Genomic DNA, 17815 nt, shown 5'->3' on the forward strand with positions numbered 1-17815 from the left:
AACAAGCCACTCGGGTCGATGACTTCCACGGTCGCGGGACCGGCTACTGGGAGGCCGTTGACCTCGATGGCAGGCGGAACCTGGAGCGTCATGGACAGGCCATCCTCACCCAACGTGGCGGCTGCAACCTGCCCACCGACGCGAACCGTGGTGTCCTCCCTGAAGCCGCGGCCTGCGAGCAACGCCTGCGTAGACTGGTCGGCACGGCCAGAGGCAGGGACCAGTGTCGAGATGACGGGCTGCACGGCATCCGTGTCGACGACATGGAACGATCCGGAGAACGCCACCGCCTGGGGGAGCAGGTTGAAGGACACCAGTCCATTCAGTGACACCGTGACTTCGTCATTCGGCGCGAACGGCTCGCTCGGAGTGAAGATGACCGACGAGCCCCTCACGGCGTACTCGACGTGCCAGGTCCCCTCGACGGTGCTCACGTCACCAGCGCGGACGCGTGACACCGTCGCCGTCTCCGGCGTGAGCGACGACCGAAGCACCGGAAGCGTGAAGTCCACCTTCACGTGTGTGTCCGGCATCGCATGCCCCCCTGGTGCGGGCGTCATCCCGACGGGAAGCAGCTCGTTCGGGGGAATGGATTGCACCGTGCGCTCCCCCCCGGTCGCCACGAAGAGCGTGCCGGCCGCCCAGCCGAGGCCCGTCGATGCCGAACCCAGGTCGGAGTCCTGAATCAGCGCAGGCATTGCTGGGTTGGAGAGGTCGTACACATACAGGCGACGTCCCACCGTCACATAGGCACGAGCGCCTCGAACCACGACGCGGCTGCGGACGAGCGCCTCGTAGGAGGTCACCGAGGCATCCACCAGGATGCGCCCCAGGCGCACGCCCTCGCGGTCGTAGATGGACAGGGAGAGACCATCGCCTTGTGGGCCCACCACGTTCGACGTCAGCGCGAACAGGCGCTCCGGTCCCAGTTCCAGCGCCAGGGCATCCGCATCAAGCGACACCGTTCTGGAAACCAGCATCGCAGGCGAGCTGGCATCGAACACCTGGACGTAGCCGGCGGCCACCGAGGGGTCCACGGTTGCGACGAACGCGTCGGTGCCTTCGATTCGCACCGCCGTGGCCCACCCTGAACCCGCGCCGCCCTGCGCCGTCGCGACCTGGCGCATGAGCACCGGCGCATCCGAGCGCGTCACGTCCACCACCGCGAGACCGGCCACGTCATTGGCCAGCAGCGCCAAGGCTCCATCCACGTCCAGGTCTCGCACGGGAGAATGGGTGGTCAGGCCCCCCAGCCGAAGCGGACGCTCTTCCAGACGGACATCGAAAATCTCGAGGCCCGACTGGCCTGGTGTGGAGACACCGACGTAGAGCGTGTTCCCCACCAACTCCAGCGCCGATGCAACGCGCGGCGGGAACCCGGGCAGGTCCATTCCCACGCCGATCGGCAAGTCATAGGAGAACGTCCCGACCGGAACGCCAGGACACGGCGTCTGCGGTGCATCGTCGCAAGGCGGGACGAGCTCAACGGTCTCGATTCCCGCGCCGGTCGCCTCCGGAGTGGTGAACTCCAGCGAAGACAGGTCGAGGATGTCCACGTCGACCGCAGCCTTGTTGCCCACACGAACCGTGGTCCCCGGAGCCACCGCGCGGGCGGACATCGAGACGCGAACCCGCGTGTGTCCCTCCACCGGACCATGGTTCGGGCTGAGGGTGACCTGGCCGGGCAGCGGTTCGAGCGCCAACAGCGCCGCGGGGAAATACGCCTCAGGGAGCCCTTCATCCACCACCCAGAGATCCACGGGGCCCGCGGTCAGCGGCGGAAGCGTGAACCGCAGCTCGCTGTCAGTGCGAGACGCAATGGACGCCACCTGATTGGCGGAGAGCTTCACGGTGCTCACGCCCAGGAGCCCACTGCCGCTCAGGGTCACCTCCTGTCCCCCTGATGTGGAGACCGTCGAAGGTGACACCGTGTCGATAACCGGTTGGCGAGCGTTGGCCTTGCCAGTGACGAACGTCGTTCTCAGCGGGATCAACAACCCGCCCGCGCGCTGATCCGTGACCGCCGTATCCACTTCCAGGTGGTACGTGCTCTCGGGAAGGAGAGGCGCCTCGAGTGACGCCACGATGGCGAAGTCGAGCTGTCCCGGAATGTCGCGCACGCTTAACGTCAGGGGCACCAGCGCGCCATCAGGTCCCCTCAAGCGAACCGTGCCGCTCGTGACGGTGGACTCGGCGATCGGCCGGTTCATCTGGACCACGAGCTGCGGCAGGCTGGGTGGCACGCGCTCACCCCGCGCAGGGCTGTAGCCCGTCACCAGCATGAATGGCGTTTCCAGCTCCGTCAGTTGCTGTCTTCCCGCGAGCAGCAGGCGATCTCCCACCGCCAGGGAGTCGAACGCGGGCTCGGTGTTGCCGCCACTCAACAGGTTCGGATTACGCGGATCCGACACGTCCACCAGCACGACACCACCTTCATTGGCGGCCACGAACAGCACGTCACCCACGAGCCGCAACCGCTGCGGCTGGCCCGGGGTGTTGGAGAGCGTCGAGTCGAATTCAATCTGGGTGACGAACTGGGGTGACGCGGGGTTGCTCACGTCCACGAACGTGAGGCCAAACTCGGCCGAGGCGACAATGGCAACGCCGTCATGCACGACGACGTCCGTGAGATTGCCTTCGATGGCAATCGAACCGACGACCTGCGCATCAGCGCCGGCGGAACTGTAGATGTGGAGCCGGTTGTTCTTCGGCAGGGCCTCGCGGTCCTTGTAGGCCGTGCGCTGACCGTAATCGAGCGAGTGGTCCGGCAGCGGAGGCATCGGCTGGGATGCGTCGCACTTCACGTACAAGACGCCTTGGTGGTCGCCCGTGACCACGTACAGCCGCCCATTCTTCACGGTGGCGCCGTAGGGCTGGAAGTCCTCTCCCCCTCCCACCTGGGAGACCAACAGCGGGTCTTCGGGATGACGCGCGTCCACCAGCAGCACACTGCCCTTCGCCCCGATCTGTGGCTGGACAGGCAGACAGAAGCTGGGAGGCGGAACGTCTGGGTCTCCCTGCAGACCATTGGCGAGCACCCAAGCGCCCACGGGCGTAGGCACCACCCGCGAGGCCATGAGCTCATTGGCGGTGCCCAGCTTGGCTCGGCCCAGGAGCTTGAGGCTTTCGAGTGTGCCGTCCGGCTGCTGTTGCGTCGTGCCACGGCCGTCGAGGACGGCCAGTCCGCTTCGCCCGTTGGCGACGTAGAGCGTGTCGCCAGAAATCGCCACGTCGAGCGAGTCCGGCATCAGCTCGACATCTGGCAAGGGCGTGCCCCGCGGCAACCGGCCCTGGAGCACGGCGACCAACCGGTCAATCTGCGCGTCGTCCTCGCGGTTCGAGTTCACCACCTGGGCCCCTGCTGCCCGTGGCCTCGTGGCGAGCTGCACGTCGAACGCCGCCATGCGGTAGGACTGGGGCACGGTGCCCCCACCCGTGAGCGTCCCCAGGTAGGACTGTTCGAACTTGTTTCCGCTGATCGCGGAGCCTCCCGAAGAATAGATGAAGTACGGAGACAGCGGACTGCGGGTCAGCGCCCCCGGCCGAACCGACAGCGCCTTCTCCTCGCCGAGGAACGGCAGGCCGTAGCCCACGCGCTCTGGCGCCGCGCTGCGGTCAACTCCGTCTGGCGCGACGACGACGACGGGTGCGTCACCAAACGACCCCGGTCCCGCCACGGCGCGCATCCGGGTCAACGAGAGCACCTGCACCTGGGTCGCAAGGATCCCCCGCACCCGCACCTGGGTAGAGCCCAGCGGATGTGCCCAATCAGGGAGGAACCCTTCTCCCTCGATGTCCACGGTGCTGCCTCCGCGCGGGTTCAAGAACCGAGGGGTCGCGCTCTCGACGTACAGGGGCAGCGTGTACAGGTAGCCGCCCTCACGGCGCGCGCTCAGCCCCGTGGCCACGTTGCGCACCACCACGTCCGCCAGGCCCGGAGCCCCCGCGGGAACATTCACGGTGATTCGTGATGACGAGCTTGCGAGGACAGCGGCGCGGACACCACCGATGTACACCTCGGCTGATTCATCGAAGTCAAAGCCGAGCAACTCGCTGATGCCACCGCCCGACACCGGCCCGACTCGAGGAACCAACTGCGAAATGCGCGGCGCCGCGCCTTCCGCGGCTGCACTCCAGAAGTCCACGAAGAACGGCGCGACAAGCGGATGTCCCGCGGTGCTCTCGAGCGTCTCGCTGAGCGTCAACCGCAAGGGAACATCGGCGGGCAGGGGCTCCTTCAATCGGAACACGATGGTGCTGCGCGCGTCCTCGGTCGTTCCCGCTTCCTTATCCCCATCCACGACGACGCCACCGGCAGTGAGCTGAAGCGCCGAATCAACGGTCGTCGAGTCCACCGAGGTGGAAAGCGTCACCGTGATCGAGCTGAGATTCAGTGGCACCACATCACCGGGCGAGACGCTGGCGCTGACCACGGAAAGCTCGGTGCCTTGACCGAAGTCCAGGGACCACCCACCACCCGCGGCGCGCTGGCGCAAGCTGACGACGCGTCCGCCCGGCGTCACCGCCGCGGCAAGCGTGCTGCCCGCGTGCGCCCCCGTCACATGGCGCAACAAGAGGGGCGCTCCGGGGGTGCTGATGTCCACGATCGCCACGCCCGCGGTGCCTGCTGACACGTAGGCCAGGTCTCCCACCAGGCGCACGTCGGTGGCGAAGCCGTGGACGTCAATCGAACTCACCTGGGTGGGGGCGTCCGGGTTGCTCACATCCACCAGCACCAGCCCCGCAGAACCCGCCGCCACGGCCGCGAGCGTGCCGCGCAACCGCACGCGTTGGACGTTCAGGTCGAGCTCCCCGCGGACCGTCAGCGGGCCTTCGACGGACAGCGTTCGCAGCTTCCCACCGGACACGGTCCCCGCCGTGGTGCGGGTGCCCACACCCGCCACGGCCAGCCCGCCCTCCAGGGCGATGGCCTGAGCGCCAGGCTCGGACACGTACTCCCGAATGGGGAACGGCGCGTGGGAGATGTCGAAGGTGTGGAAGCCCGCGTTTGCCGCGGCAGCCAGGAGCCGGTCGCCGCGGGCATCCACGTCATAGACTCCCGCCCCTGCAATACTCCTCTCGATGACGAGCACAGGCTCAGCCGGATTCGAAATGTCGAACTCGTAGATGGCGCCCGCGGCAACACTGCCGTCTTCATCGACACCGCTGGCGAAGAGCCGGTCTCCCTCCAACCCCGGATAGGACACCGCCCAGAGGTCGCCCGTGCCCAACGTCCCGATGATGCGGTCGTCGCCACCGATGCCGTCCTCATCCACCAACCCGGCCTGGCGATCCGGCGGGATGGCGACGCCTCCGCCCGCATTCGGGCCGCGCGTATACACGCCCGACATGTCCACGACATGCAGGCCGTTGCTCCCCACCACATAGGCATAGGAGCCAATCACCACGGCATCACGCAGCGTGCCGTTGAGCGCCACAGACGCGCCCGTGGGCTGATCATAGGTGAAGGCGTCCTGAAGGGTTCGGGTCGTCCCATCCGGGTTCTGAACCGTCACATCCGCGGACCCCGCAACACCGTTCGGCGTGTAGACCTCCAGCCGGTTGAGGCCCAGGACCCGCACGAACTGGCCCTCGACACCGTTGAATCGAACCACGACCGGCTCGGTGACAGAGAATCCATGGCCTTCGATGAGCACACGTGTGCCACCCGACATGGGGCCACGCGCGGGCGCGACACTCGTCAGCGCCAGCTCCCGTGTGTAGAGGAAGGCCCCTGGCAGGATGACGGACACGCCCGCGGTGCTCGTCAACTCGATCGTCGCGGCGCCTTCCGTCCCGGCGGGCGTCAGCATCGACACCTCCGTCCCATCCACGGAGACATTGATTTGAGTGGCAGCCCGACCGTTGAAGGCGACCTGCATCCCCGCAGAGAAGCCGCTGCCCTCAATGGTCAGCTCCGTGCCCCCTTCGACAGGTCCCTCCCGTTCGGAAAGGCCTGAGACACTCATCCTGACGGCATCGCGCGCACCAGCCGTCGTGAACTCCAGGACATAGGTCCCCGGCATTACCGCGCCGGTGCCAGCCCCCCCTTCGACGACCTCGCGAATGCCCTGCACCACCAGGCGGTAGCGTTTCGTCAGCCCCAGTTCACCGCTGGGAGAAATCACCAGCTCGGTTCCGGACACGGTGACCGTCCCAGTCACATCCTCGCCCTCAGCCGAACCGTTGAGCTCGTACAGTCGAGCAGAATTGACTCCAGAGGCCCCCAGGGCGACGGGGACGTTGAACGTCAGCCGCACGGACTCCGTGGGACGCACATCCTCTTCGCCATTCATGGGCGTGCTGGACACTACGACCGGGAAGGGCAACTGGACGACGGCGAGGCCATCGTTCGCCTGGTTCCGATGGGTGGCGGAAATGGATGCCACGGCCACGTCCCCGTCAATGTCGACGTCGGAGAGGTTCGTCGCCGGGAACAGGTCAATGGCGTCAATCCCGCGCGGCGCCGCCATGTCGGAGGCGTCCACGAACTGCAGTGATGCGGGACTGCCCACCGTCCCCACGGGTGAGGTGATGGCCGCGGCCACGTGCGGATGGGCTGCACCACCCACGAAGAGGCCTGACCGCATGAGCGGAGGCACCACTGCGTGGACATAGGGCCGTGAGGACGGCACGAGCGATACGGTCCGCAGTGAGCGCGACGCAGCAAGGGCCTGGGGACCCCGGATGGCCATCTCACCAAAGTCTCCGGACAGCTCGCCTACCGCCGAGAAGCCAGGCGTCGCGAGGTCCACGAGCAGCGTGCTCGACACGCTTCCTCGCGTGGCGTGCAACAAGGCATGACGGCCGGCCGCCGCGACCTTCGTCACCGATACCGGACCGAAGACACCCGCCATCAGATAGTTCTGCTTCGAGCCCAACAGCAACGGCCGATCCGGGTTCGAGATCGAGAACACCTGAACGCCGGCATCCCCCGCCGCCACCAACGCCAGGTCTCCAACGAGCGCGACGGCGTGCGCCGTCCCAGGGAACGACACGGGCGGCAGCGAGGTGGGGGCGTTCGGGTGCGTCAAGTCGAACACCATCAGGGCGCCTTCCCCCTCACCCGCCACGTCTACATGCGGCAGCTCACTGCCGTTGGCCACTACGTAGGCACGCTTCCCACGCACCGCCAGGTCCACGGGCTGATACGGCGGTTGAATGGAGACGCCCCCCATCACCGAAGCATCGGCTGGCGCCGAGACGTCGACCGCACCGAGCCCGCCACGGATGCTCCGGGTCAACAACTCCGTGGGCGACTTCGCCGCGGTGTAGACCTGCGCCGCGGACAACACCCAGGCTGTCTTGTCCTGAAGTGTCACGGCCACTGGCGCCCCCCGCGACAAGACATGGGCGGGCTGCGTGTTTCCGTGTACCTGAGGACTGTAGCGCCCGATGACGCGCGAAACGGCCAGGCGGCTATAGAGGAACGCCCCCGCGGTGTACGCGCGCTGGCCGTCAGGGTTCGTCACCACCACGTCGGCGGGCCCAAAGGTGCCCTCGGGGGTCACCGCCTCCAGGCGGCCCGGCGCGAGCACCCGGACCTGTGTGGCGGGGATGCCGTTGAACGTCACGGTCGCGTCGCGCTGGAAGCCCGCGCCAGAAACCTCCACATGCGTGCCACCGGCGACTGGACCTGAGGCGGGCGCGACGAATGAGACCTGCAACATGGGCAGGTACACGAAGCCCCCGATGAGGACCCCTTCTCCCCCATCCGGATTCACCACCGTCACGAGCGCCGGACCTTCACTCCGAGCGGGCGTCACGACGGTGATGCACTTGTGGTCTTCGGACACCTCCACCACCCGGGCCTCGGCGCCAGCGAAGTACACCCGGGCCCCCTGAGCGAAGTGGTCTCCGTGAACCGTCACTTGTGTGCCACCCTCGAGTGGCCCGGCGGATGGCGACACCTGGGAGATTGCGGGAGGAGTCCCCGCGGTTGCCCGCGTCGTGAAACTCGCGACGAAGGGCTCGGCCAATGCCGCTCCATTGACATCCTTGACAGCCGTCGTCACCGTGACGAAGTACCGCGCGGACACCGTCAGCGGGTCTGTCGGTGTCAGTGTCACGGTCCGTCCATCGGCTTCGAGCGCGGCGGGAATCAAGCGCCCCAGCACGGCATCGCCTTCTCGGAGCATCACGGACTGCTCCGTCACGTCCCCCGAAGACGGTGGCGTGGAGAACTCGATGGCCACGGGGGCATTCACGGCGACCTGCGCCGCGCCGTCCTCCGGGCGCATTCCAGTCACCGAGAGGCGCCTCGGGAGGAAGGCCGCTCCGCCCGTCTGGCCGAAACTGGCCACGGGGACGCCGGAGATGACCGCAACGTCGCCTGCCTTCGGCAGATTGGCCTTCATGGGCCGGAGTGCCACGGTGCCATCCGCGCGCAACGTCGATGCCGACAACAGTCCCTTGGCCGGCTGGCCATTCACATCCACCAAGGAGGCGGCCACCACCGCCAGGTTTCCACTCACTGCCACGTCCGAAAGTCCCGTCGCGAAGAGGGACTCCCGTTCCGACCGGTGCGAGAGGAGTGAACGAACCAGCGGTTCGCTGGGACGCGTCAGGTCCACGACCGCCAGCGTCGCGGCGGCGTCACGGCAGGCCACGTATGCACGCGTGCCTTGCGCCACGACTCGCACGGCTTCACCCGGCAACGCGATGAATCCGACTTCCTTCATCCCGGGCGAGCGGAGGTCATGCACCCGCAGACCCGCCGCGCCCCCCGCCACCAGGAGCAGGTCTCCATGAACCGTGACGTCGAGGGCAGGCCCTTCCGTGGGAAGTGAGCTCAGCCGGATCGGCGCGGCCCGGACGCCAATGTCGACCACGGCGACGCCTTCGTCACCATTGGCGACGAAGGCGAGGTACCCCGCGACGGCCACGCCATGAATGTTCTCACCAGGCAGGTCAACGGTGCCCAGGCGCAGTGGCAACACGGCCGGTACGCCCGACACGTCAATCAGGGTGAGCTGTGGCGGATGCGGCACCGCTCCCCCCACTGCCGTGGGCCGGGCCGTGGCGACCACGGCGAGCCCTTGCACCAATGCGGCGGCACGCGGTGGACCGTCCACGAAGGCGAGCCCCAGATTCGTCGCCGTGCCTTGGTCCACCTGGGTGATGGCGACCTGATGGTTTGATTCCCGGACGGAGCCAATCAGCAGACGCCGCTCGGGCCCCGCCCGTAGGAACGACTGCGCCCCCAGTTGATTGAAGGGGTCGAACTCGAAGGCCGGCGCCATGCCGATCTCCACTTTCTCGGATGCCGATTCCCCGCGGTTGCCCGTCGGGTCTTCCGCGGCGGCGCGGAACTCCAGCACGTCCCCTGCCTGCCCCGAGGGGACGGGCCACTCCACGCCATACAGAGGGCGATTGGCGGGTCCTCCCGAGGAGACCGTGGTCGACCCCACGACGCCCCCGTCGAGGATGAACTCCACCTTGGCGATTGACGCGTTGTCGGAGGCCCCGGCGGTCAACGCCATCGTGGTGCCCTCCGTCACGACGTCATGACCCGGGGGATCCACGAGTTCGACCTCGGGAGCGACCGTGTCGCGTACGGTGCCCAGGTGCACGGGCGCGGACTGTGCCTCCTGGTCCGCGGAGTCAACCGCCACCGCCGTGAGCACCAGCGTCCGGTTTCCACTTCCCAGTTCTGGATGGAAGGTGGTGGTGAAGACGGTGGGCTTGCCGGCGATTCCGGCGGGCGCCAGGGCGGTTCCCACACTCTTACCGTCCACGAAGAAGTGGACGGCCTTCACGGGCCCTTCAAGGTCCGTGGCATCTGCCTCCACCCGCACCGGTGTGCTTTCGAAAATCGCACTCCCGGCGAAAGGCCGGGTGATGGCCACCGTGGGCGGCTGATCTCTCTGGACCGAAGCGGAAACCGGGTTGCTCCACCGCTCCTGGCCCGCGACGTCGACCGCGCGGGCGCGGAACACCAGGGTCGGAAGAGGCTCACTCCCAACCAGCCGTTCGGGCGTGTAGATGAACTCAAAGGGCAACTGGTTGCGCCGCCCCACTTCGACCTCGGCCTCCCCCGGACGCGTGACAAAGAAGCTCACGCTGGCGACCGCGACGTCATCCGACGCCTCCGCCACCAGGGAGGAGGGACGGCCGGCCACCATCTGGGCAACGGGCCTGAGCTCAACCTCTGGAAGCTCGTCTTGCACCACGCCCACCGACACCGAGGCGGATGACACGTTGCCGGACGTATCCGTGGCCGTTGCGTTGATGGCCACGGCCTGTCCCGCCTGGTCTGGAGGCACGCGATACGAGAAGGCGTAGGGCGGCGCGGGCATGGTGGCGTGGAAGTCCCCGTTGAGCGTGAAGTCCACGCGAACGACGCCGACGTTGTCGTCCGCGTCCACCTCGACGCGAAGCACCTGCCCAGCCGTGATTTCCGACTGGTTGGCGGGCGTCCGGAAGGACACCTCCGGCGGCGACGTGTCGGCCTGGACCGCGACCTGCACCGCCGGGGCCAGGGCCTCCTTGCCCGTCGTGTCCCGGGCGGTGGCCCTCAGCGTCAGCGTGCGCCCCGCCGAGCCATATGGCAGGGGGACGCGGAAGCGGTGCGGCGCGGTCGTGCTGGCGAAGCGCAGCGTGCCTCCGATCCCGCCCTCCACCGTGGCTTCGACCGAGGCGATGCCCACATCGTCCTGGGCGGCCACCACGAAGGCAAAGTCCCTGCCTTCCGTCAGCGTGACACCTTCTCGTGGCTCGGCGATCGCAACGGTGGGAGCCCGGTCGTCCACGACAGGCAGCCGAACCACCTGGCTGCGGACTTCGTGGTTGAACGAGTCCCGCGCCACCGCTTGCAGCTCAAGGGCGTCCCCGCCTTCGGGAACTTCGACCCGGAACACGAAGGGCGGAGCCCGAAGCACCTGCTCCATCATCATGCCGTTGACCCGCAACTGGACGCTCGTGACGGCGACGTCGTCTTCCGCCGATACCGTGACGGTCACCGCGCTGTGCTCCACGACAGGACTGCCATCCAATGGAGAAAGCAGCGACACCGCGGGCTCTCGGTCTCGAACCACGTCCACCAACTGAAGCGCCAAGGCGTCCTCGTTGGAGTTGCCCGCGGAGTCACGTACGCGGACGGCGATGAGGTAAGGCGCGGAATCTCCCGCGCCCAGTTCACTCAGCCGAGGAACAGTGAACTCCGCGCGCACCACGGGGCTCGAATACGAATAGCCCTCCATTTCACCGGCGGAGTCCGTGGAGAAACCGCCCGCGCTCCGAATGACGTGGAGCTGGTTCAACGTAGGCCCGACGAGGATTTCGAGCTCCTCGACAAAGACGTTGTCGATGCCAACGGCCTCGACGACGACCGCGCTCCCTTCAACCAGATCCGCGCCCAACGAAGGCCGGAGGACGATGGCCTGGGGCGCCACCACATCCGCTACCACGCGGACGACGTGTTCCCGTAGCGTGTCATGGCCTTCGAAGTCCGTGGCCACGGCACGCACGGTGATTTCGGTGTCCGGGCGGCTGGGATCCAACGCCACGAATCCAGGAGGAAGCCGGATGTTGCCCCGGAACTCCTTGACCTTCGACAGGTCCTGCTGGAAGGACATTGGCAGGTAGGTGATGGCGGCCCGGAGCGCCGGGTCGTACGCCTGAGGCAGACTTCCTTCCGAGCCATCCGGCGGCGCCGCGCTGATGACCTTCGACTCGCTTTGGGAGACGGTCAGCGCCGACTGCCCATTGACGAAATATTCGACCCGGGCCACGCCCGTGTCATCGGCGGCCACGGTGGAGAGCACCAGGGAGACGCTGCCTTCCGTGAGCGTTGCGCCGGGGGCAGGCGTAGCAATGGCCAGCGAGGGCGACTCCGGACGCTTCCACTCAATCACCACACGGTGGGTCGTCTGCGCGCCAAGGGAGTCCGTGGCGGTCACCTGGAAGAGCGAGGGCGCCCCGTCGGCCATGACAGGCGACGTGAAGGTGACAGAGTCAGAGAAGGTACGCGTCCCCACGGACAGCGACTCCGACAGGAGCGTGCCCCCGGCGTGTGTCACGACGACGCTCGCCAAGGAGACGTCGTCCTCGGCGCTGATCTGAATCCTATGGGGCACGCCCTGAAGCAGCCGGACATACCCGCTTCGAAGTTCCGTCTCGGAGATGACCTGCTGTCGCCCGTCGGTCAGGTCGTACCGCAGCTGGGACAACGAGACCTCCGGGCTGCTGTCTCGATGGACTTCGAGATAGAGCGGCTGCGCCACGGAAGCATTGCCGGCGAGATCCTCGGCAATGGCCATCAACTGGACTGGCGCACCCTCCGTGGGCGCCGGAATGCTGATGGGGAAGTTCGCATCGCGCAGGCCCCGGCCTTCGAGGAGTCCTCTTCGGACCCCATCCACCAGCAGTTCGATCCGGCGGACGTCCACCTCATCCGTGGCTCGCACCTGGACCGTGAAGGGCACTCCCGCCACGAGCGAGGTGTTGGCTGTCGGGGCGGTGATCTGGACCTGTGGCCCCTTCGTATCGGTCAGGGCCGTGACCTCCTGCCCTGCCACGGTCACCGCGCCAGCGCGATCACGCGCCACCACGCTGAGGCGCACGGGGCTCGGATGCCAGCCAGCCGGTAGTCGGAAGTCGGTCTGCGCGGGGGTCCGCTTGCCGGGCTGGACGGTCATTGCGAAGGGCTGCACCGTCAGCCGCTCGCCGGAGGCGTAGGCCCGGACCTGCGCGAAGGAGCCCTCGTATCGAATCCCTACGGTCGAAATCGCGGACGCGGCTTCCGTCCCCGTCTCCGGCAGGAACGACACCTGGACGTCCTCGACGCGGACTTCCGCGGGGAACGTCAGGTCGACTTGATGGGAGGCCTCACTCAAATCCACCTGCCGCAGCCCCCCCGGGTGCCTGGACAGGAAGTCCTGGACGAAGGGGCTTTGCTCCATGCCGGGGGCCACCGAGAACACATAGCGAACCACGGCGCGGAGGCCCGCCGCCGCGGTTGGATCGGCACGGAGGATGAGGTGCTGGGGAGCCCCGCTCACGACGCCCGTCGTGGGGGATTCGACCTCCAGCGCGGTGGGGCCGGCCTCGACCGCGAAGACCTGGTTCTGGCCGAACTCCAACCGGACCTTGGCGCCGTGCATGTTCCCACTGGCTCCGGGTGTGGGCAGCAAGAAGCGCCCGTCCTCCGAAACGCTCACGGGCTCTCGAGTGGTGGCCAGCAGCCAGGCCGCGTCGATGCCCGTATCCTCTTCAACCTCCACCTGGAGGGTCTGCTTCGCTTCCTCGACGAGCCCACCACCGCTCGAGGGTTGCACCCAACGCACCACCGCGGGGGCATCCGTGACCAGCTCGCAGCTCACGCTCGCATGGGTGGTGCGGCCCGCCGTGTCCGTTGCTTCCGCCTTGGCGGTGTAGCTCCGGGAGCCAAACGAACCCAGCTCGGGCAGGGTCAGGTCCCAGGTCCGCGTGACGCGCGTCGACGGCACGAAGGCGTCCACGGTCAGCGGTATTCCATCCGCGTGCGCGGAGAAGGACTGGACCGCGCCATCATCCGTCACGTCGGCGTAGAGCTTGATTTGAGCCCCAGCCACACAGGACGTGTCCGATGGAGTGCCCTGGAACTTCAGCGTCACCCGGGGTGCTTCGCTGTCCTGGGCCTCGACGATTTCAAGCGCCAGCTCCGACGTAGGGGTGGCGTTGCCCGCCGGGTCGAAGGCCCGCGCCCTGAGCGTATACAATCCCTGGCTGACACCCTGAAGCTTGAGCGTGCCCTCGAAGCTCGCGAAGAAGCGCCGGTTGACCAGGATTTCTCCCGGTGCAATCGGATTGGGAACGCGAGTCTCCTCGTAGCGCGCATCCTTGGCAGTGAGCGTGGCCGCGCCGCTGGGAAGCGGCACCAGCGTCCCGTCTTGCGCGACGAGCTCGGTCTCGACTCGCGCCACACGGACGTCGTCCTCGACCGCAACGCGCATCCCGAGCGCACCATTCAGCCGAACCGTCAGCCGGTCACCCGTGGCGGGTGGCTCGGGCGCAAGCAGGTCGGCTGTTGGTGATTCGGTGTCGGGCCGCACCGTGAGGTGCACCTCGGCCTTCTGCGTCTGTCCCGAGGTGTCCCTCGCCTCCACCCCCACGGTTGGCGGCGCTCCGCTGCTGACGATGGGGGCCCAGACGGTAAAGAACTGCTGAGCAGTGAGCGGCAGCTGTGGGCCTGTTTCGGGGAGGTCGCCCTGACGTTGCCCCCCGGAGAGCCCCACCATCGCCACGATACCGTCGTCATCACCTACGGTCGCGGCGATGCGAACGTCCTCACCTTCCTTGTAGGAGGTTCCCGCAGCGGGCGAGGTCACCGCCACCACAGGGGGCTGGTCCTCCACGACCGAGACCTCGAGCTCCCGTTCAGCCGTGTGGCCCGAGGAGTCCGTGGCCACTGCACGAAGGCTCAGCTTTTCCCCTGCCAGGTTCGCGCCGACAGGAACGGTCCAATGAAACACCTCGTACAGGCCATCCTTGTCCCGCTGGGTCACCACGCCAAGGCTGTGGGGCGCGAACAACTCCACGTGCTCGACCTTCACGTCGTCAGCGGCGGCGACCTCCACGGACAGTGTCCGCCCCGCGAAGATGGGTGCTCCTGGCAGCGGCTTTCGGAACGTCACCATCGGCTTGCGGCTGTCCGGCACGACGACCAGGGGGCGTGACGCCGTCGCCACTTCGAACCGGTCCGACGCCCTGGCCTCCAACGTCACCGTGCGCGGAGCGCCCGTGACCTCAAAAGAGAAACGGAAGGGCGCAACGGTGTCCGTCCCCTTCGACTCGCCGTCCAAGAACAGCTCCACCGAATTCACGCCCACGTCGTCCGTGGCGAGCACTTCGACATGGATGAGGGAGCCCACCGTGGCCTCGGATGGGGTCGACTGTGCGAACGACACCTCAGGCGCCGTATCCGCCTTTGTGTGGATGGTGATTGAGGGGGACACGCCCACGTTGTTCGAGGCGTCATAAGCCTTGGCGCTCAGGACGTGCGTGGGCGCTGCCTGCAACTGCGCCGCGGTGAGGATGGTGTGGGTGACGAAAGAACCTCGTACCCCTCCATTCGTTCCGGGCGCGGTGTCCGTGAAGATGACTCCGCCGTCCAGGAGGATCTCCACCTTCGAGACGGAGACATCGTCGAGTCCTGCCACCGTGAGGAGGAGGTCTTGCGTCCTGGGGACTGAAACTTCGTCCTTCGGGACGACAAAGGACACCGCTGGAGGCTGCGTGTCCGGGACAGCGGAGATATTCACCTGGGTCCGGGTCGTGTTTCCCGCGGCGTCACGCGCCTCAGCGGCAACGGTCAGTCCGGTCGAGGTCGTCACCGAAGGCAGGGTGTAGGCAGCCTCGTAGGGCGCGTTGGTGGAGATGCCGACCGCCACATTCCCCACCGACCACCGGACCTCGACTGGGTCGGAGGTGTCATCCGTTACGCGCGCGGTCAGGCGGACCCGGCTTCCACCCACCAGGACTGCGGACTCGGCTGGCGACAAGATGGAGACCTGCGGGGGAGCGTTGGCCTTGGCCGTGACGTTGAACAGCCGCGACACCTGCTGTCCCGCGCTGTCTGTCGCCGCCAGTTCGAGCCGACGGAGCCGGCCCACATCCGCGGTGACAGGTGTCCACGTCAGGTTGAAGCGCTCGCTCCCGGCGGCGGTGCCTCCCAGGCCTCCCCGCGCGACGCGAACGGCATCGACGGTGGTGCCATCAACGCGCAGCGACACCTGCGTGCCAAAGGCCAGCGCATCATCACTGACGCTGCCGCTGACCCGAAAAGGCGTCCCAGCCACCGCGTCCGCGGTGGCGCTCCGGGGTTGCTCCACGGTCACCAACGGCGGCGCATCCGCGACCACCCGGACCAGCAGCGTGTCGGACCGGACCAGCGCGCCTCCCCGGTCCAGGGCTTCCATCCGAAGCGCCAGGCTGGACCCCGCGGTGTCACGGCGAGGCGTGAAGCTGAGCTCCCAGAGGGGCACCAGGATGACCTCTCCCGTCGTGGGATGGTTTCGGACCTCGACGCGAGGCAGGTCAACAGAGCCCGCGAAGACATCGTCGACGTAGTACCGCACGACCTGGAAGTCCTCGGTCGAGAGTCCCCCACCCATCCAGGCGCCGCTCGTGACGCGGAGCACCTGGGGCAGTCCCTGGACGAGCAGCGCTCCGGGGGTGGGCAGCTCGACGACCACCGGCTGGGTGCTGGGCGCGGGAACACCCGCGACGCGCACCTTGACTGACGTGGCCTCGGTGCGTTGGCCGCCGCTGTCGACGACCGCCGCGGACAGCGTGAGCGTCGCGCCGCCGTAAGGAGGCGCCTGGACCCGCGTTGAGTAGGGCGCTTCCATGTCGCGGCCCGCGGGCACGCCGTTGATGAGGAATTCAACGTAGGACACCGCGAGGTCGTCCGTCGCGGTCGCGTGGAAATCAAAGGACGTGCCCGCGGTCACCGTGGACGGAGCCGCTACTCGAATCGTGGGGACGCCGTCGCTCACCGTGACATCGATGTGTGCGTTGAAGGCGTCATGGACCGCGCGGACGCGCGCAACACCGGGCCGCAGGCCGGTCACCCTTCCGTCCCCTCCGACGGTCGCCACGTCGGGAGCGTCGGACGACCAGGTGGTGCCCGCGCCTCCTGACGTGAGGTCCACACGCCGCTCGCCGCCGGGCGAGGTCGCATCCGACAGAACGCCCTCCAGACGCAGCGCGAGGGTCCCTCCGACACGCTCCACCACGGGTTGCAGCGGGAGCACCTGCACGCCGACGAGGTCCGCGTCCGAATCAACGACGACCTCGGCCTCCTCACTCACGCCCGCGAAGGTCGCGGTGAGCACGGCCGTTCCATCATTCCGCGCCTGGACCACGCCTTCCGCCGAGACGACGAAGACGGAGGTGTCCGACGATTCGTATTGGACCCCCTGCAATGAGCCACTCAGATTGACGTCGCCCGCGAGCGCGAACTGTCCTGTCACCTGCACGGGCGCCGAGGTGCCATATCCTCCCGAGAGCAGCAGGGGTGAAGGGCTCAGCGAGAGCCCCACGAGCGGATCGAACGCGCGCCCGCTGGTGAACTCCACGGCCGACGTGTTCACCACGCGCCCATACGGGTCATGGACCGCGACGTCGACCACCACCACACCATCCGCAGGGACCTGGACCCCATCGAGCAGCGGAACGATGAAGTCGACCTGACTGGAGGCCTGCTCTCGCGGTCGCGCCGTCAACCGGCGCACGCTGGCGAAGGCCACGGATTCCGCATCGCTGAGACTTCCGTGCACCCGCCGCAGCGCCTCCACCGAGGCCCCCACGAGCGTCAGCTCGGCATGGGACACAGGACCTTGTGCCCCCACAGTCACCACAAGATGCGTCAGGTCCTGGCTCGCATTGACGCGCACAGCGCCCGTGGGCAGCACCGGGGGCTCGTGGGTCAAGTCATACCGGGCCGCGAGAGGAGTGCCCGTTCCCCCCGTCGCGGGAGCTGCTTCGATCTCCACCACGGCGTCGGCGGGAAGCGCGCCGCGAAGGGGCACCCGCACATGGAATGGCACGGCGCCCGCGAGGTCTTGGTTGACCACCACGTCGCGGACATCCACCAAAGTCCCCGCCGATGCGGATGTGGCTTTCACCGCGACCCGGAGCTGGCGAACGTCCCCTTCGACCGACATGCCCAGGTCGACGGCACTCACGCCAGGCCTCAGCGGCGTCAACGGAAAGACTGTTGCCACGCGCGCTTGCGCGTGAGCGGTCCCCGTGACTACGAGTCCGGCCACGAGCGCGAACAGCGCCAGTCCCCGCTTCAGGTCATCCAGGAGCACAGCTCCCCCTCTAATCC

1 protein-coding gene (only partly in view) is annotated in these 17815 nt (G+C 67.6%); it reads right to left on the reverse strand.

From position 1 onward, the window contains the following. On the reverse strand, positions 1–17798 hold the 5' portion of the coding sequence (locus KGD87_RS08300; RefSeq protein ID WP_284666924.1) for an Ig-like domain-containing protein. Its footprint begins 14254 nt before the window's first position; 17798 of the gene's 32052 nt are visible here — the first part of the coding sequence; it begins with the start codon at positions 17796–17798; the stop codon falls past the left edge of the window. Between the last annotated feature and the right edge of the window lie 17 nt (positions 17799–17815).

Source organism: Myxococcus sp. SDU36, from assembly GCF_030168875.1.
GTDB classification, from domain to species: Bacteria; Myxococcota; Myxococcia; order Myxococcales; family Myxococcaceae; genus Myxococcus; species Myxococcus vastator.